Origin of the sequence: Sorangium sp. So ce448, from assembly GCF_051520915.1 — a bacterium.
Classification (GTDB): Bacteria; Myxococcota_A; Polyangia; order Polyangiales; family Polyangiaceae; genus Sorangium; species Sorangium cellulosum_B.
The window spans coordinates 9,917,901-9,935,593 of record NZ_CP150343.1; the positions used below are offsets into that span (position 1 = coordinate 9,917,901).

Consider the following 17,693-nt stretch of genomic DNA (forward strand, 5'->3'; position numbering starts at 1 on the left):
GTTCCTAGTTCCTCCGGTCGGTGAAGCTCGGTGATGCGATGACGCTCAGCACCAGCTGATCGATCGCGTGCTGTGAGCGCGCAAATTCGCCCGCGAGGCGCTCCTTCTCGCAGGCGTCGAGCTTCGGCAGATCGTATCCCGAAGCGTAGGCGGCGAACTGCTGGGCGAAGCAGCCGTAGACATCCGGCTTCTGCGCCAGCTCGTCCACCAGCTCGACGAAGTTTTCGAACGCGATTCCGGGGAGCGCATTCTGCTCGCTCGGCAGCGGCAGATTGCCGCTCGCGTCGATCGTCTGCCCTTGATCCAGCGTTCTGTAGCGACCGATGGGATCGTAGCTCTCGAGCGCGAACCCGATGCCATCGAACAGGTTGTGACAGCCGGCGCAGCCCGGACTCGCATGAATGCCGAGCCTTTGCCGACCCGTGGCGCCCGGCTCGGCGAAGCGGCCAGCGTTCGGAACACCGCCGGGCGGCAGCACCACGCGGTGGCACAGGACCTCTGCGCGGAAGTAGGCGCCGCGCCCGACGAGGGCCGTATCCTGGCTGTGGGAGTGGCCCCAGAGAAACGGCAGCGAGGTGAAGATGCCTCGGCGTTGCGCCGGATCGAGCTCGTGACGCACCATGGCGTCGCCGGTCACCCCGCTCAAACCGTAGAGCGGGGCGGTGCGCTCGTTCACGAACGCGTACGTGCCCGAGAACAGCGAGTCGAAGCGGCGATCCGCGCCCGCGTCGAACAGCACGCTGTTCGTGAGCAGGCGCAGCTCTTCCTTCAAATCGGCGGCGAGCTCGGGCGTCGCCATCGGAAAGACGCTGGCGTCCTTCACCGCATTCGAGAGATTCTCGAGCTCGAGCCACTGCTCGAAGAAGTGGTTCATGGCCGGCGCCGCCTTTTCGTGCGCCTCGAACATGCGCTCGGCCTGGGCCAGGATCACGGAACGATCGCGCAGCTCCCCTTGATCCGCGAGGGCGGTGAGCTCTGCGTCCGGCGCGCTATCCCAGAGCATGTACGAGAGCGCCGAAGCGATCTCGTGATCCGTCAGCGGTGTCACCGCTCCGGCGTCCTTCACCGTGCCGAGCTCGGTGCGGTGCAGGCTGCTCGGCGACATGAGCAGCGCCTGCACGACGCTCTTGACGCCTCCGGCAGGACCTTCGCCGTGCGCGGCGGTCTTGGTGAAGAGCGCGCTGAAGGAGGCGACTTCCGTCGCCGAGAGCGGGCGGCGCCAGAGCTTTTTCCCCGTCTCGGAGACGAAGCCGTCCAGACAACTGCCAGGCGCCAGGCTGGCGACGTCGCAATCGATCCCGAACTTGTCGGGGTTCTGCAGCGCGTGCGCCCCGAGCTCCTCGCCGAGCGCGAAATACACCTCCGCGAGGAGCGGCGCGACGCGCATGTCCGAGGCCTGGTTGGCGAAGCCGTCGAGCCTGGCCTCCTTCGGCAGGTTCGCGAGCGCAGCCGGCTGGACGTCGAACTCGTCCCGCAAGGTGTTGGCGAGCTGGCTGTTGGTCAACCGCCAGATGCGCGGTTTGGTCAGCGCAGGGGTGGCGTCACACTGGGCCGCCGCCGGCGGCGGCGGCGTCTCGTCCAGCGGGCTGCCCCCCAGGACGCCCGTACACCCGCTGGCCACGACGACCGCGAGCGGCGCCGCCAGGTGAAGCGAACGGCTCATACGTGGCGATAGGACGCCTCTAAGCTTTGTGACTGGCATGGCACCCTCTTGCTGGAACGAGATGCTAAAAAGAGCTGGGTAATGGTAGTAGACGAAAACGCGACAAGGAAATCAAGTGTCTCGTATTGACCATCTCATCATACAGCCACGATGCACACGTCTGCTGGCGTATGAAACCTTGTTCCATCCGCCCAGCCCCCCTGGCTCGAAGCGACGCTCGCCCGCCCGAGCGTGCCGCGGGAAAGGAATGTTCTAGGCTCGCCGTAGTCCGTGCTGTGGTGGCGGCGCGGTTCGGCTTGTTTTGCTGGGGATGACCGCATTCGCGGCGTCGTGATGCTGTCCGCGCAGCCAGCTCAGAATCTGGCCCCCACCGCGACGCGGAGCGTCGCGAGCTTGCCCTGCTCCAGGCCGAACCCGAGCGGCTCGTCCAGCGCCACGAGCAGCCCGGCCCGGAAGTACAGGCCCGACGCGGGTGGCTCCACCCCGACGAAGGGCTCGGCCGCGAGCTGCATCTTGTCGGCCTGAGTGAGCGGGAACGCGGCCTGGAGCCGCGCGCCGACCCCGAACCCGCCCACGCTGCGCAGCTCGGCCTCGTTGCTCTGCTCGATGAAGAACTCCGTGTCTCCGCCGCCGGTGGGGATGGCGAACATCGCCACGAGATCGCTCCGCACATAGAGCGCCTCGATCGGGCGCAGCTCGATGCCGCCGCGGGCCCGCAGCGGGACGTGCTCCAGGAGCGCCCGCTGCGTGTCGAAGTACCCCCGCACGGCCAGCGCCGCCGCCGCGGCCGCCTTCGTGTCGTCGGACGGATCCTGCGTGATGGGGATGGAGGCCGAGAGCCCGCCGACGAGCATCATCATGGAGGAAATGTTCCCGGCGTAGTGAAGGCCTATCGAGGGATTGCCGAAGAAGAACCCCTCGAGCTCCGGCGCGACCGTCGCCGCGTCGTGCTCCCCCGCGCCTGGCTCGCTCGCCTGGCTGCTCCCGTACGCAAACGGCAGCTCGGCGTCGAGGTGGAGCCCCCCGATCAGCTTGATCTGGGCGACCACCGCGAAGGACGCCACGAAGGAGCTCCCCTCCCACGCGGCGCCCGTCCCGTCGCCGCTCACGGTCTCCCAGTCGGGGAGGTTCGCCTCGATGGTGCTGGTGAGCACGTCCGCCTCCACGCCGAGACGGAAGCCGTGGGACTTCGCCCACTGCGCATCCGTGACGGTCTCCTCGGCGAGCGCTGGCGGGGTGAACGAGAGCAGGAGCGAGAGGGCGGCGAGGGACGAAGCAAGCTGGCGCATGCGGACAGCGTATCTTTTTTTCCGTCCGGGGCCATCCAGCGGGACGATGGCACAGGCAGCCCGGAGGAGAGGTGGCCGCCCGCCGGGCGCTCAGCTGTAGACCCCCTGCACGTACTCGGTCAGCATCTTGATCTCGGCCTCTTGCTCGCGGCTCACCCAGTGGACGAGGTCGCCGATCGAGATCATCCCGACCACCCGCCCGTCCTGGACCACGGGCAGGTGACGGCAGCGTCGCTCGGTCATGACCGCCATGGCCTGCCGCGCCGACGTGCTCATCTCGACGCAGACGACGCCGCACGTCATCACCTCCGCGACGGGCGTGTCCGCCGGATCGCGTCGGGCCAGGATCACCCGCGTCATCACGTCCCGCTCGCTGATGATCCCGCTCGGGGACCCGTCGATGCTCACGAGCAGCGCGCCCACGCGCCGCACGCACATCGACTGCACAGCCTCGAAGACGGTTGCATCCGGCGAGATGGTGTAGACGTTCCGGCCCTTCCTGATGAGGATTTCGCCAATACTATCCATGGTCATCCCCTTCCTGAGGGAATCATGACAAGAAAATCGCGCGTGCAGCGTGCTCATGCGCAATTTTTTTGGCTGCTTTTCACCTGGACGCCCGGCTTCCGGCGCTTCACGGCCGGGCTCGCCTTGGCGTGGAGAGTGCGGACGGGCTGAGGCGGTCGCCCTTTGTTGCATGGATGTTTCAGACCGAGGGCATCGCTCTTTTCGAAGAGTCGGAATCGATGAGGCCCTCTTTGGCCTACCAGCCCGGGGGAGCTCTCAGTAAGCAAGCGTGCAGGTGTTGCCGGCTCCGCACTCCTTGGAGGTGACCGCTGCGACGACCTGGGACGCCGGCATCGGCGTGTAGCGGTACGGGATCTCGAAGACGGTGCCCCTCGAGTCGTTCAAGTCGTCGCCGGTCCCCTGGTTGCCGATCCCCTTCCAGCCTCTTGGACTGCCCATGTCCGTCCAGATCGACCGGTTCTCATCGTAGACGCAGTTCTCGGCGATGAGCGCCATGTCCTTGCCCACGCCGTGGATCTGCCCGCCGCCTGTCTTGTGGTAGTTGTTGAGCATGTGGACATTGCCGTACCGCCCGCGGGGCTGACGTGAATCGACGCGCTCGCCCCAGTGGCTGTTCATGTACGTGATGCGCAGCTTGCCCTGGCTGGCCGGCTCGTCGTCGCTGCCGGCGATCAGGTTCGAGAACCGGTGCTCCTTGTCGTATGTATAGTAGAAGCGCGACCAGGAAACGGTGACGTAGTCGGCGCCCTGGGTGATGTCGCAGTTGCCGTCCTGGCCGTCGGAGATGTCCAGATGGTCCAGCCAGACGTGGTGGGCGCCGTTCCCCGTGTAGACGGCGTCTGCGCCGGACTTGCACTCGTCGTAGCTGGCGCAGCGCGGGCCCCGCACGGCGAGGTTGCGGAGGATGATGTTGTGCACCTCGGCGCCGCTCATCCGGATGTTGCCGGTGATGGTCACGCCGGGGCCGATGCCGATGATGGTCTTGTTGGCGCCCGGCGCGAGCGTCCCGCTGTAGTTCCCGGGCTTCACGAGGATGATCGCCGGGGTCGCGCCCTTCGCCGCGTTCTGGAGCTCGCTCATCGAGTCCACCGTGATGGCCGAGCTCAGATCCGTGCCGCCGCCGGTCGTGCCGCCAGCGACGCTCGCGAAGCCCGGAACGGGATCCGTGATGTGGAGGTCCCCAACCGGGGTCGAGCCGCCGGTGCCGCCGCCGCCAGCGGCCGCTCCACCCGGATCTCCTCCACCAGCGCCGGCTCCACCCGTGTCCCCTCCACCAGCGCCCGCTCCACTCGTGCCGGCTGCGCCCCCGGTGACGCCGCCCGTTGCGCCGGTGGTGGCTCCGGAGCCGCCTGTTCCGGCCGTGGTGGTAATGGCACCGCCCGTGGTCGTCACGCCACCCCCGCCGGTCGTCTGCCCCGCGCCCGAGGTTCCTCCAGAGCCCGCGCCGGCGCCGGGCGTGACGTCGGGATCCGTCGAACTGCAAGCGATCAGCAAGCCGAGAATCGAGAAGGAGGCGAGTCGATACGCGTGGGTCATGGTTCCTCTGCGGGTGATGGAAGCCAAGCTTCTTTCCCTCAGGTTGCGCGGCGCCCCCGCCAGCCGTCACAAATCGCCGGGACGCTCCCGGACCGCGATCCGCGTCGAATCCTGAGGCGGAGCTCGGCCTTCGCAGCCAGGGGCCCGCGGGGCTCACCGTCGCCTTGCCGCTGCGCGCGGGCGGGCGCGGGCGCGCACGATCGCATACCGGCCTGAGGCGCGTGCTTGTCATCCTCCTGGCCGCGGTGCCCCCGGCAAGTCGCCGCGTCTCGCGAGAAGAGAATTAACGCAAAGACGCAAAGACGCAAAGACGCAAAAAAGCGGAGAGAGGGAGGTTGGCATTCACGGCTGCAGACCGTTGACGACGCGATGGACGCCCTGCCTCACGAGGCGCTCGCCGAAGTTGATGAAGACCGCGAGCTTGAGATCACAAAGCCTCAGGTAGGTGAGCGCTTGCGCTTCGAACAGGCGATTGTAGATAGCGATCGACTTGCACTCCACGTAGACACGTTCACCCACGAGCAAGTCGAGGCGGAGGTCGGTGGCCAGCCGTCTCCCTTTGTAAACGAGCGGGACGGTCTTCTGACGCTCCACATTCAGCCCTCGCGACGAGAGCTCGAAGGCGGGCGCCTCCTCGTACACGGCCTCGAGCAACCCAGGCCCTCCCAGCGTGCGATGGACCTCGATCGCCGCGTCCACCACGACCTTGGCTATCTCGTTCTCCTCCATTCAACCCACATCTCTTTTTTGCGTCTTTGCGCCTTTGCGTCTTTGCGTTAATTCTCTCGTCGCTAGACGCGACAACGCGCCCGGAACATGCCTGAACTGCATGCCGGGGACGCCGCCCCTCACCCCGCCCCCTCCCCTCACCGGTCTACGCGGTCAAGCCAGGCGCGCGCGTCCTTCTCCAGCAGCGGATCCCCGAGCCGCACCGACAGCTCCAAGAGATCCTCGAACTCCCGCCGCGCCAGCGCGTCGTTGCGCGCGTTCTTCAGCAGCATCGCCGCCGCCCAGCGGCCCCGCAGCACGTCGTGCCAGTAGCCCTGCTCCTCCGCGCGCGCGATGAGCGCCTGCAGCCGCTCCCGCGCGTCCCCCGCCCCCGCCACCCCGTCCAGGTACGCGAGGTACATCCGGTTCGAGGCGGCCACCCGGTCGTACCCCGCCTCGTCCGCCCGCTCCAGCGACTCGGCGAAGAGCGACCGCGCCCGCTCGTGCTCGCCCAGCCGCACACACGCGTAGGCCAGGTTGTGAAGGTTCACAACCCCGTCGAACCGCAGCCCGAGCGCCCGGTCCAGCGCGATCGCGCGCTCGCACGCCCCCGCCGCGGCCCGGAAATCCCCCGCGTAGAGCTCGATCGTCACGAGCAGCTTCGCCCGCACCGCCTCCGCGACCCGATCGCCCGGGGCGGCCGCCTCCCAGCGCGACAGCGCCTCCAGCGCCCCGGCCCGATCCCCGGAGGTCGCCCGCGCCAGCGCGACCGACTGGAGCGCCCGCGGATCGTCCGTCGGCCCGAGCGCGGCGAGGTCGAGCGCGGCCCGCCGCGCGCGCGCGAGCTGCCCCTGAAGGTACGAGACCTCCACGTCGACCGTCAGCGCCTCCTGCAGGAGCTCGCGGCGCCCTACCGCCATCTCGACAACGTCGTCGAGCAGGTCGTGCGACAGCCGGAACAGGTTGGTCGCCCCGAGCGCGCGCGCGAGCTCGATGCGCAGCTTCACCCGGAGCTCCAGCGAGCCGACCGCATCGACGCGCGCGAGGATGCGGTCCGACGCCGCCGGCAGCGACGGCGCGCGGCGCGCGTGACCGACCGCCTTCGAGAGGATCCCCACCCACCGGGCGAGCTCGTCGGGATCGCGCCGCGCGACGTCCGAGAGCTCGAACGCCCTCGTCATCGCGGTGATCGCCGCGTCGAACTCGCCGCGGCGCACGCGGACCCCCGCCGCGCGCGCCAGGTGCCCCGCCGCGCCGTCCGCGTTCCCGAGCGAGAGCGCCCCGTCCACGGCGCGGCCGAGGTGGCAGTCGACGAGCGCGAGCACCGCCGGATCGTCCCCGCCCACGCGCTCCAGCCACTCGGCCGCGAGCCAGTGGCCGAGCGCCCGATCCGCGTCCGTGAGCATCTCGTAGGCCGCGTCCCGCACGAGCGCGTGACGGAACGCGAACTCCGGCTCCCCGCGGAACATCGACTCCGGCCGCGGCTCGAGGAGCTCCCGCTTCTCGAGCGTCAAGAGCCACGACTCGAGCTGCGGCACCTGCCCGCCCCCGCCGAGCATCGCCTCCAGACCGCCCCGCCAGAACACCTCGCCCATCACCGCCCCGGCCCGGAGCACCCGGCGCGCCTCGGGCTCGAGCGCCGCGATCCGCGACTGCATCATCGCGAGCACCGTCTCCGGCACCTCCCCCGCCCGCCTGTCCGCCGTCGCGCGCACGAGCTCCTCGAGGAAGAACGCGTTCCCCGCCGACCGGTGGACGAGCGCCGCGAGCTCGGCCTCCGGCGGCGCGTCGCCGAGGACCTCCCGCACGATCCGCTCGCACGCGCGGCGCGACAGCTCCCCGAGCCGCATCTCCGTCGCCTCGCGATCCTCCCACAGGCCCGGGAACGCCTCGCGCACCCCGGGGCGCGCCAGCGCCAGCACCATGAGCGGCTGGTGCCGCAGAAACCGGAGCGCCGCGTCGAGCGTGTCCACCGTGGCGCGATCGCAGAAGTGCAGGTCGTCCAGCACGATCAGGACCGGCTGCGCGTCGCACTCGGCCCGCAGGAAATCGAGCCACGCGCGCCGCGCCTGCTCCTCCATCACCGCGCGGTCCTGCCGCGCCGCGCGCAGCGCCGGGCTCTCCGGGAACGGCGTCCCGACCAGCTCGCCCAGCAGCTCCGTCACCCGCTCCCGCGAGGCCTCGCCGACGTGCCGCGCGACCCGCGCCGCGAGCTTCTCCCGCCGCGCCTCGGCGGGCTCGTCGTCGAGCAGGCCCGCCGCGCGCCGCACCGTCTGCGCGAGCAGCCCGAGCGGCGCCGCGCCGCACATCGGATCGCCGTGCGCGCGCCACACCGTGACCGGCTCGCTGCGCGCCTCGACCCGCCGGAGCAGCTCGTGCGCGAGGCGCGACTTGCCGACGCCCGCCCCCGCCGTGACCAGCACCACGCGCGCCACCCCCTCGGTCGCGCACTCGTCGAGCACGTCCTCCAGCGCCCGGAGCTCCCGCTCGCGCCCCACGCAGGTCGTGAGCTTGCCGAGCACCTTGCGCCCGCCGTCCTGCGGCTCGCGCGCGCCGAGCAGCGTGGGGCCCTGGCTGCCCGCCGCGATCTCGAAGCGATCGCCGAGCAGCGCGGCCGTCATCTGATCGATGAGCACCGGCCGGCCCGAGGACGGATCCTCCGCGGCGTGGCGGACCCGCGCGTCGAGCAGCGCGCCCGCGCGGTCGATGACCTGCCCCACCGCCTGCGTCCCGGCGATGACGTCCCAGCCCGTCGCCAGCGCCACCCACGCCCCGGGCAGGAGCGCGTGGATCGAGAGCGCACAGCGGGCGGCCTTGCCGGCGAGATCGGTCGGCGAGCCCGCGCCGGCGACGACCGCGGCGACCGAGCCGTCGGCGAGCACCTCCAGGACCGCGCCGTGCGCCTGCGCGGCCTGCCGGACCTCGTGGAACGGCGTGGTCGGCGGCGGGGCGGGCCGGGGCCTCATCGGCGGCGCCGGCGCGAGCAGGCCCTCCGGCAGCGCGTCCTTGCTGCCGGAGACGACGGTCGCGTGGTGCCCCGACAGCATCGTGTCGCTCGCCCGCTGGGCTCCCGCGATCGCCTGCGGGCGCGCCGACGGGGGGCCGCGCCTGCCGGCGCTCATCTCGGCCGCGAGGACGACGCTGACGAGCCGCCGCTCGCTCTTCGTCAGCGCGGGCGTCGGCAGGCCGTTGCCCGTGGACATGTTGCCCTCGACGACGCTCAGCATCCGGAGCTCGGCGGCGACCTCGCCCGCGTCCGCGGGGCGCTCCGCGGGGTTCTTGGCGAGCAGCCGGGCGACGAGCAGGTCGAGCGACGGCGGGATGTTCGGGCAGAAGGTGCTCGGGCGCGGCGCGGCCTCGAAGAGCACCTTGGCGAGGACGGACAGCGGGTGCTGGGCGACGAACGGCGACCGCCCGGTGAGGCACTCGAACAGGAGGCACCCGATCGAGTAGAGGTCGGCGCGCGCGTCGACGTCGACGTCGCCGCGGACGCGCTCCGGCGCCATGTAAGCCGGCGTGCCGATCGCCGAGCCGGTGAGGGTGAGCTCGTACGTCGCGTCGGCCTGGCGCGCGATGCCGAAGTCGATGAGCTTCGCGCTCCCGATGTCGCCGCCGGGCAGGAACACGTTGGTCGGCTTGAGGTCGCGGTGCACGATGCCGCGCGCGTGGACGGCGGCGAGCGCCTCGGCGACGCGGCCGACGAGCAGCAGGCTGTGCTCGATCCCGAGCGGCCCGCGCGACAGCCGCGCGCCGAGGTCCTCGCCCTCGAGCCACTCCATCGCGAGGTAGTAGAGGCCGTCCGCCGTGACGCCGTGGTCGATGTAGCGGGCGACGACGGGGTGCTCGAGCTCGGCGAGCAGGCGCGCCTCGCGCTGGAAGCGCACGACGTGCTCCCTGCCCTGGTTGAAGATCACCTTGAGCGCGACCGCGTGGCCGCTCTGCCGGTCGAGCGCCCGCCACACCGCGCCCATCCCGCCGGAGCCCGCGAGGCGTTCCAGCTGGAAGCGGTTGGCGAGGACGTGACCTGAATGCATGGCGCAAGTATCGGTGTGCAGACCTCCGCGGTCCAGGCGACCGGGGCGCGTGGACCGCGAACCGTGGGCCCACCGCCCACGCGGAGCGCGAGGATACTCATCCCGCGGCGCGGCTACGAGCCTCGAAGGCGCGCGGGCGCGGCCGCCGGGCCGGCGGGAGCGCCGGGAGCGCGACCGCGGCCCGCCCTCGCCGGCCGAAGAGGCCGCGTCCCCCTGCGAGCGCGCCTGTCGGGCTCGCAGGGGCACGCGGCCTCGCGCCGCCCGCGCCGCCGCGGCGGAGACCTCAGCTGGCGAGGCGCTCGAGCCGCGCGTCGACCTCGCGCTCGGCGTTCAGCCAGTCTTCAACGGGGTTGTTCCGGAAGCCGGCCCTCTCGGCATATCCATAGGCCAGCTTGGCGATCAGGCCGTGGCGCTCCTCGCGCGACAGCCGCGGGCGCGGAGGCGCGGCCTTCGGGGCGCCGGCGCTCGCGCGCTCGGCGGCGCGCTGCACGGCCGCAGAGGGCGTCTCGACGGCGGCGGGGGCAGAGACCGCGCTCTCGGGCTGCGCCGAGGCGACCGGGCTCGTGGTCCGGGTGGTCTTCGTGCGGGCCGGGGTCTTGCGCTTCGAGCTCATCTCGTCGTCTCTCCTTTCGGGTACACGGGTCGACTAACCCAGGTCCGCGCGTACGCACAAATTTTGAGCACGTAGTTTCTCGGCGCCCCCCCCGCCGCCGGTCGGGATCTCCCTTCCAAGAGACCGTGATTCGCGGTAGAGTCGATGTCGCTGACCGGGTGAGATCACCCGGCATGTGTCAGCCATCATCCCTCGTTGTTCGTCGCCGCCTCGTGGCCGACGTTCTTCCGCCATCGTCCATCTGTCGTTCTCACCGTCGTTCCCGTTTTCGCTCACGGCGGCCCATCCCTGGTCGCCGCCTGCGCTGAGGACAGCTCGGTAATCCAGAAAACGGCAGGCGCGTCGCTCGCCGTCTGCCCACGAATCGAGGAGATGCGATGTGGAAGAAAGCGCGGCCCCTTCCCGGCGCACGGAACACCTCTGCTCGTCCGGCGGCGGGATGACGCGCGTCGTCTGGGTCGAGGACGACAGCGAGGTGCGGCTCATCGGCGCCTCCGAGCGCTGGGCGCGCGCGATGGAGCAGCTGCGCCGGCTGGCGGAGCACGAGCGCGCGCCGCTGCTCATCACGGGCGAGCCTGGCACGGGCAAGGAGCTCTGCGCGCGGCGCCTTCACGCGGCGAGCCCGCGCGCGGGCGGCCCCTTCGTCGCGGTGAGCGCGGCGCGGCTGCCGGCCGAGCGCCTCCGGGAGGAGCTCTTCGGTGTGGCGGCCGGGGCGGACGGTCGGCCCGCGGCGCGCCCCGGGCTGCTCGAGCTGGCGCGGGGGGGCACGCTGTTCCTCGACGAGATCGGCGCGCTCCCGCTCGAGCTCCAGCCCCGGCTCCTGGCCGTGCTCGACGGGGAGCCGCTCTGCCGGATCGGCGGCGGGGAGGTGCTGGTCGCGGACGTGCGGGTCATCGCCGCCACGAGCCAGGATCTCGCGGCGCGCGTCCTCGGGCGGTCGTTCCACGAGGCGCTCCACAGGCGCGTCGGCGGGCTCGCGCTCTCGCTCCCCCCGCTGCGCGAGCGCGACGGCGACGTGCGCAGGCTGGTCGAGCACTTCCTCCAGCGCCAGAGCGGCGCGACGGGGCTCGCGAGCGCCGGGGTCACCCCGCGCGCGCTCGCGCAGCTCGAGGCGTACCCCTGGCCGGGGAACGTCCGCGAGCTCCGGGGCGTCGTCGAGCGCGCGTTCCTCCGGGCCCACGCCGCGCCGCTCGATCTGGAGCACCTGCCGCCGGAGATCGGCGCGGCTGCGCGTCCGCCCGCGCCGCCGCGCTCGGGCCCGCCGGGCGCGCCGCGGTCGTCGCCGCCCGCGCGCGGCAGCGCGTCGCTCGGGGAGGCCGTGCGCCGCCACATCCTCGCGGTCTACGCGGCCCAGAACGGCAACGTGACCCGCACGGCGAGCGCGCTCGGGATCACGCGGGTCTCCCTCCGCCGGCACCTGCGCCAGTACCTCGCCGCGGACGCACGCGACAAGGAGCCGCTGAGCGATCGCTAGGCTGGCGTGCCCTCGCGCCCCTGGACCACGCTCGCGCCGCGCGCCGCTCTGCACGCGTCGGCGCCGAGCATGGCGTCAGCCTTCTGTCACATAACGGATAACGGCGCTGGAAGAGCCGCCTCTGGGATCGAAGCCAGACCACACGGAGCCCCACGCATGGCGCTTCCCGGGCGTGAGGCCGTGTGCCAGCAACCACTGATCATTCGCCGCTTTCCGCTGCATCTCTTTCTCCTGGCTCCAGTCGTCCCAGCCGGTGCCAAACGCTGGATCGACCACGGTGATGTGCACCGACTCGAGCACCTCGGCCTTGAAGAACACAGCGAGCACGACGCTCTCCGCTCCCGCCTCGAACCGAAACGAGCACCATGGCTCGTTTTTGACCAAAACGGTGCTCGCCATCCCCACCGATGACGCAAGGAACTGGGAGCGACTCAGCGCCGGCGACAACACAAGACCACTCTCCAGCTCGAACGTGCCTGTAAACGAGTCGATCTTCATGCCCGACAGCTATCCCTCGTCCCGCGCGCCCCTCTCCTCAGGACGGCTGCGCGAGGCCGAGCTCTCCCTCCGGCTCGACGGGCAGCTCGACGAGGAACGTGGTCCCTCCGCCCGGCTGACTGCGCAGATCCACGCGCCCTCCGTGGGCTCGCACGATCTCCCGGACAAGGTATAGCCCGAGCCCGAGGCTCTGCGCTTGATGGATCCCCGTCGCGCGCTCGAACGCCTCGAACACGCGCCGCTGGTCGGCCTCGGAGATCCCGATGCCCTGGTCGGAGACCGAGAGGCGAGCGACGGCGCCGTCCCCGTCGGTGACGATCCGGACCGGCTTTCCGGCCCCGTACTTCATGGCGTTCGTCAGCAGGTTCGTCGCGACCTGCTCGAGCCGCAGCCGATCCCACCGGCCCACGACGGCGCGCTCCGCCTGCACGTGGAGCGCACATCCAGCCAGCTCGGCCTGCTCGCTCAGCCGCCCGACGACGTCCCGCACGAGGGCCGCCAGGTCCACCGGCTCACGCGTCAGGGCGAGCCGCCCCTTCTGGACGCGCGAGAGGTCGAGCAGGCTGTCGATCAGCAGGTTGAGCCGGCCGATCTGGCGCTTGAACGACGTGAGGGACGACGATAGCCAGGACGCAGAGACCGTCTCCTGCTGCTTGATCGATCGCGCGAGCGCGTCGAGCTTCAGATGGAGGCCTGTCACCGGCGTCTTCAGCTCGTGGGCGAGGAACGCCGTGCGCCGCTCCGCGGCCTCCGCCGCCGCCCGCGCCTCGCGCTCCCTGGCGAGCAAGAGCGCGTTCTCGAGGGAGATGGCCGCCTGCGTGGCGAGCAGCTCGAGGGCGAGGAGCCGCTCGGGCGTGAACGCGTGCGTCGTGACGTTGTTCTCGAGGTACAAGAGACCGAGCACCTCGGCCTGCCGCAAGATGGGGACGCAGAGGACCGACCTCGGGTTGTGCCGGACGATGTACTCGTCCCCCGAGAACCTGCCCGCCTTCGCGGCGGCGTCATCGAGGAGCACGCGCTCCTTGGTGAGCCGCACGTAGTGGAGGAGCGAGGCAGGGAGCAGCGGAGAGGACGACACCGGCAACGACTGGAGAACCCGGGTCACGGTCCCCTGTCGCTCCTCGATCGCGGCCTCCGCCTCGATCGTCAGGCAGCCGTCCCGCACCAGAACGAGGCAGCCCTTCTGGGCGCCTCCCTGCTCGAGGACGAACTCGAGCAGGGTTCGCAGGAGCTTCTCGAGGAGGATCTCGCCCGAGATCGTCTGCGATGCCTTGACGACCGCGAGCACGTCGAGCTGCTCCGCGCGGGCCGCGAAGGTGGCGGTCGGCTCGAGCGGCCGCGGCTCGAGGAGCTGCGAATGGCGCTGCTCGAGCTGCTTCACCTTGCCGTCGGCCCCCCAGCGCACGTAACACGAGCGGGCCTCGCGCAGGTACGTATCGGAGAAGCGCTCGAACCCCCGCGCTCGATAGAACCGAGACGCGAGCTCGTAGGCGAGCGCTTCGACGTGGACGAAGCCGCTCTCGCGCGCCGCGCGGATGGCCTCTTCATAGAGGCGCATCGCGTCGAGGTCCCGGCCCTCGATGCGGGCGACCTCGGCGGACACCAGGGCGTAGCGGCTCCGGAAGTTCTCGGGGCAGCTTTCGGCCCAGCGCCCCAGCTTCTGGAGCGGCTTCTCGAGCGCCTGAGCGAATCGCTGCCGCTGCTCGGCCGGCGCCTCCGCATGCAGGGCCGTCACCGTGAGCGCATGGTAGAAGTGGTGCGTCGCTTCCATGGCCAGAGACGCCGCCTGCCCCTGCATCAGCGCGGCGGTGGCCGCGGACTCCAGCGCTTCGGCGTGACGCTCGTGCGTGAACGCGGCGACCTGCTTCATGATATGAACCATCGCGATTCCAAGGCCGAAGCCCGCCTTCTGGAGGATCGCGAGGGAGCTCGCCTCGTCGAAGTCGCCGCCGTCGAAGCGCGTGGGCCCCCGCGTCGCTCCCTTCAGGCTCGCCGCGAGCTGCTCTTCGAACCGGACCACGTTGTACACAACGTCGTTGTGGGTCTGCCGGGCGAAGGCGGTGTATCTCCGAGCGACCTCGATGACGCGGTCGAGCGGCTCGCCGTTCTCGAGGACGATCCACACCATGTTGTACGTCAAGTAGCCGGCGAAGATGAAGTCTCCGACGTCGAGGCAATCGAGGAACGCCCTGTCCATGAGCGGGATGCTCGTCGCGTAGTGCCTGTGCCAGATGCTGATGACGCCCGCGTGGTGGAAGAGCAGCCTCCCCTTCAGCATGGCCGTGATGCTCTTGAATTTCTCGTTGAGCCTGATCGCCATCTCGGAGAACTGGAACGCGCAGGGGACGTCGCCGAGCAGGGACACCATGACCGCGGCGTAAACGCTATAAACGAAAGAGGACTCCTCGGCGTGTCCGTGCTGCAGGGACGCGTTCACCCCCTTGGCGGCGAGCAGCGGCCAGAGCGCCGGTCGCACGGAGAACATGAGAGGCGCCGATTCGGCGACCAGGCTGATGAACGCCCGCACGTCCTCGTCGGTCGCAACGGGCGCATCGACGAGATCGGCGACGCGACGGCCGCGCAAGGCGATCGGGACCTGCCGGATCTCGGCCTCCACGGCGGCGTGGATCTCCTCGTCGGCCTCCGGGAGCGTCGCCCCGTAGAGCCGCAGGGCCTCGATCATGACCGTCATGGCGTCGCGGTGCCGCCCGGCGATCTGATAGAGCCGCATGCGCAGCCGGTGGGCCCTGGCCCGGTCGGGCCTGGAGCGGGCATTCTGGAGGATCAGATCGAACAGCTCGTCGGCCGGCTTGAAGTTGCCGGTGATGGACTCGCATTCGGCGAGCTCCAGGTGGAGCCTGAACGTGTCCTCGTACCGCGCGCTCCAGGCGTCCTGCGGCAAGAGGGACGTCGCCTGCGCCAGGTAGCTGCGCGCGGAGGCGTAGGCGACGGAGGCCTTCGCCTTGATCCCTGCCAGGAGGTTGAGCCGGCAGAGCGCCTCCCTCTCGCGTGGATCGGTGATGAGGTGGGCGCCGTGATTGAGCTGGGTCGCGACGTCGAAAGCCCGCTCCTCGACCGCCCCGCCGGGCAGACGGGACACGAGGCGCCGGCCGATCTCGAGGTGCACAGCGGGCCGCCGGGCCGCCGGGATGAGCGAATAGGCTGCCTCCTGGACGCGGTCGTGGAGGAACTTGTAAGAGCCTTCGTGGCAGAGGACGAGCCCCGCGAGGATGGCCTGCCAGACCTCCGCGTGAAGCGCCTCCTCCGAGCGGTCGCACGCTATCGTCAAGACGCCGACCTCCGCGGCGCTCCCGAGGCAGGCGAGCTGCTTCAGCGCCTCCTGGGTGCCAGCGGGGAGCCGCGCGAGCTTGTCGACCATCAGATCGACCACGTTGTCGGTGAAGCCTTTGGCGCGGATCCTCGCCATGTCCCACCGGAAGGCGCCCGCGCGCGGATCGAGCTCGATCAGCTGCTCTTCGTGGAGGGCGAGGAGAAACTGGATCGCAAAGAAGGGGTTGCCGGCCGTCTTCTCGTGGACCAGGGCCGAGAGCTGCGCGGCGTCCTCGGGGCGGCACTGAAGCATATCGCTGACGAGCAGGGACAGGTGCTCGCGGGAGAGCGGGCCGAGCACGAACTCCCGGACGCGCGCGCCCTCCCTCCTCATGTCGTCCAGCGCCGCCATGAGCGGGTGCGAGGGGGTCACCTCGTTGTCGCGGTACGCGCCGATGACGAGGAGATGGCCCATGTCGAGGTGCGTGACCAGATCCTGCAAGAGCGCGAGGCTCGCCGAGTCGGCCCACTGGAGATCGTCGAGGAAGAGGACGAGGGGGTGCTCCTTCCGGGCGAACACCCCGATGAAGTGCCGGAAGACGGTGCGGAACCGGTTCTGCGCCTCGACCGGCGGCAGCTCGGGAGCCGGCGGCTGCGGGCCGATGACGAGCTCGAGCTGCGGGATCAAGTCCACGATGAGCTGCGCGTTGACCGTGAGGACCTCGAGCAACCGCTGCTTCCAGGCCGCGATCCTCTCGCTGTCGGCGAGGAGCTGGAGCACGATCTCCCGAACGGCCTGCACGATGGTGGAGTAAGGGATCTCGCGCTTGTGCTGATCGAATTTGCCCGAGGCCGAGAACCCCCGCTCGCCCGCGACGGCCCTGTCCAGCTCGTGGACCAGCGTCGACTTGCCGATGCCGGAGTAGCCCGAGAGGAGCACGAGCTGTGGAGACCCGGTGTCGACCACGCGCTCGAAGGCGCGCAGCAGCGCCGCGATCGCCTCGTCGCGCCCGTAGAGCTTCTGCGGGATGCGCAGGCGGCCCGACGCGTCCTGCTCGCCCAGCGGGAAGGGCGCGACGCTGCCGCCGCGGCGCCATGAGTCGAAGCACCGCTTCAGGTCATGACCAAGGCCGCGGGCCGTCTGGTAGCGCTCCTCGGGCATCTTCGCGAGGAGCTTGATCACGATGCGCTCGACCGCCTCCGGCACGTCGGGGACCACCCTGGACGGCGCCGCGAACGCGCGGGCGACGTGACAATGGATCCATTCGAGCGGGTCGCGGGCGTCGAAGGGGAGCTTCCCCGTGAGCATCTGGTAGAACGTGACCCCCAGGGAGTACAGATCGCTGCGGCTGTCGACCCCACGGTTCATCCGCCCTGTCTGCTCGGGCGACATGTAAGGGAGGGACCCTTCGATGACGCGGGCCGGCTCCAGGGCGTGCTGTTCGCGGGAGAGCCGTGAGGCGAGCGCGAGATCGGCGATCTTCACCTCGCCCGTGGCGGGAATGACGAGGATATTTGCGGGCTTGAGGTCTCTATGAACGACGTTTCGCTGATGGATGTCGGAGACCGCATCCGCGATGCGGACGGCGAGCTCGAGGAACCTGCCGATCGCCATCGGCGCGCCGAGCAGTCGATCGAGCGGCTCAGCGCCCGAGTCTTCCATCACGAGGGCGAGCGCCCCATCGTACATCTCGAGGGCGAGGGGCCTGACGACGGCCGCCACGTCGAGCATCTTGCCCGTCTCGTACTCCCTCTTGAGCCGGGCGAGGTCCTTCGGCCGGCAGCTCCTCGGGTCGAGCACCTTGAGGACCACCGGATGGCCGTCGGCGTTTCGAACAGCGCGGTACACGGCGGTACCGCGGCCCTCGTGAATGGTCTCGGAGATCGTGTACGGGAAGGGAGGGGACGGGCTCGTCATGCAGGCGATGGGCAAGGCGGCCTCGGCAGTGGCAGCAGGAGCCCCTCCCCGACAAGGTATACCATTCCTCGCTCCCGCATCATGGCCAGCGTTGCGGGGCGATCCGGCGCGGATCCGCGTCGGCCGGCGGGCTCGGCCGCGCGCGGCGCGAGGACGCCGTGG

At 70.5% G+C, this 17,693-nt stretch carries 10 protein-coding genes; 1 reads left to right on the forward strand and 9 read right to left on the reverse strand.

What is annotated here, in order from left to right; genetic code table 11:
- Positions 1-4: 4 nt before the first annotated feature.
- The 7 genes from WMF45_RS37455 to WMF45_RS37485 form a co-directional block, all read right to left on the reverse strand.
- The gene (locus WMF45_RS37455) at positions 5-1,663 is read right to left on the reverse strand and encodes a DUF1592 domain-containing protein (RefSeq protein ID WP_437710608.1); all 1,659 of its coding nucleotides are present in this window, start codon (positions 1,661-1,663) and stop codon (positions 5-7) included.
- A gap of 353 nt (positions 1,664-2,016) precedes the next feature.
- On the reverse strand, positions 2,017-2,952 hold the full coding sequence (locus WMF45_RS37460; protein WP_437710610.1) for a hypothetical protein: 936 nt from the start codon (positions 2,950-2,952) through the stop codon (positions 2,017-2,019).
- 90 nt (positions 2,953-3,042) lie between these two features.
- The gene (locus tag WMF45_RS37465) at positions 3,043-3,480 is read right to left on the reverse strand and encodes a CBS domain-containing protein (protein WP_437710612.1); all 438 of its coding nucleotides are present in this window, start codon (positions 3,478-3,480) and stop codon (positions 3,043-3,045) included.
- 255 nt (positions 3,481-3,735) lie between these two features.
- The gene (locus WMF45_RS37470; protein ID WP_437710614.1) at positions 3,736-5,016 is read right to left on the reverse strand and encodes a pectate lyase family protein; all 1,281 of its coding nucleotides are present in this window, start codon (positions 5,014-5,016) and stop codon (positions 3,736-3,738) included.
- Between the two features lie 342 nt (positions 5,017-5,358).
- Positions 5,359-5,745 carry a GxxExxY protein gene (locus WMF45_RS37475; protein ID WP_437710616.1) on the reverse strand — a complete coding sequence of 129 codons (387 nt, stop codon included), beginning with the start codon at positions 5,743-5,745 and terminating at the stop codon, positions 5,359-5,361.
- A 137-nt stretch (positions 5,746-5,882) separates the two neighbouring features.
- Entirely contained in the window at positions 5,883-9,758 is a 3,876-nt protein-coding gene (locus WMF45_RS37480; protein WP_437710618.1) for a protein kinase domain-containing protein, read from the reverse strand.
- A gap of 283 nt (positions 9,759-10,041) precedes the next feature.
- A complete protein-coding gene (locus WMF45_RS37485) occupies positions 10,042-10,371 on the reverse strand; it encodes a DUF2934 domain-containing protein (protein ID WP_437710620.1) in 330 nt (109 codons plus the stop codon).
- A 379-nt stretch (positions 10,372-10,750) separates the two neighbouring features.
- On the opposite strand from WMF45_RS37485, the gene WMF45_RS37490 reads away from it, so the two are divergent.
- Complete coding sequence (locus WMF45_RS37490; protein ID WP_437710622.1) at positions 10,751-11,845, forward strand: sigma 54-interacting transcriptional regulator; 1,095 nt, start codon at positions 10,751-10,753, stop codon at positions 11,843-11,845.
- A gap of 75 nt (positions 11,846-11,920) precedes the next feature.
- Here WMF45_RS37490 and WMF45_RS37495 read toward each other — a convergent pair whose 3' ends face one another.
- Both WMF45_RS37495 and WMF45_RS37500 read right to left on the reverse strand, forming a co-directional pair.
- Positions 11,921-12,343 (reverse strand): hypothetical protein, encoded by a 423-nt coding sequence (locus WMF45_RS37495; RefSeq protein WP_437710624.1) that lies wholly within the window; start codon positions 12,341-12,343, stop codon positions 11,921-11,923.
- A gap of 37 nt (positions 12,344-12,380) precedes the next feature.
- Complete coding sequence (locus WMF45_RS37500) at positions 12,381-17,531, reverse strand: AAA family ATPase (protein ID WP_437710626.1); 5,151 nt, start codon at positions 17,529-17,531, stop codon at positions 12,381-12,383.
- Positions 17,532-17,693: the final 162 nt, after the last annotated feature.

Bases quoted from the DNA above. Each gene is read 5' to 3' on its own strand.
- WMF45_RS37455 (WP_437710608.1), bottom strand. From the start codon at position 1,663: ATGAGCCGTTCGCTTCACCTGGCGGCGCCGCTCGCGGTCGTCGTGGCC.
- WMF45_RS37460 (WP_437710610.1), bottom strand. From the start codon at position 2,952: ATGCGCCAGCTTGCTTCGTCCCTCGCCGCCCTCTCGCTCCTGCTCTCG.
- WMF45_RS37465 (WP_437710612.1), bottom strand. From the start codon at position 3,480: ATGGATAGTATTGGCGAAATCCTCATCAGGAAGGGCCGGAACGTCTAC.
- WMF45_RS37470 (WP_437710614.1), bottom strand. From the start codon at position 5,016: ATGACCCACGCGTATCGACTCGCCTCCTTCTCGATTCTCGGCTTGCTG.
- WMF45_RS37475 (WP_437710616.1), bottom strand. From the start codon at position 5,745: ATGGAGGAGAACGAGATAGCCAAGGTCGTGGTGGACGCGGCGATCGAG.
- WMF45_RS37480 (WP_437710618.1), bottom strand. From the start codon at position 9,758: ATGCATTCAGGTCACGTCCTCGCCAACCGCTTCCAGCTGGAACGCCTC.
- WMF45_RS37485 (WP_437710620.1), bottom strand. From the start codon at position 10,371: ATGAGCTCGAAGCGCAAGACCCCGGCCCGCACGAAGACCACCCGGACC.
- WMF45_RS37495 (WP_437710624.1), bottom strand. From the start codon at position 12,343: ATGAAGATCGACTCGTTTACAGGCACGTTCGAGCTGGAGAGTGGTCTT.
- WMF45_RS37500 (WP_437710626.1), bottom strand. From the start codon at position 17,531: ATGACGAGCCCGTCCCCTCCCTTCCCGTACACGATCTCCGAGACCATT.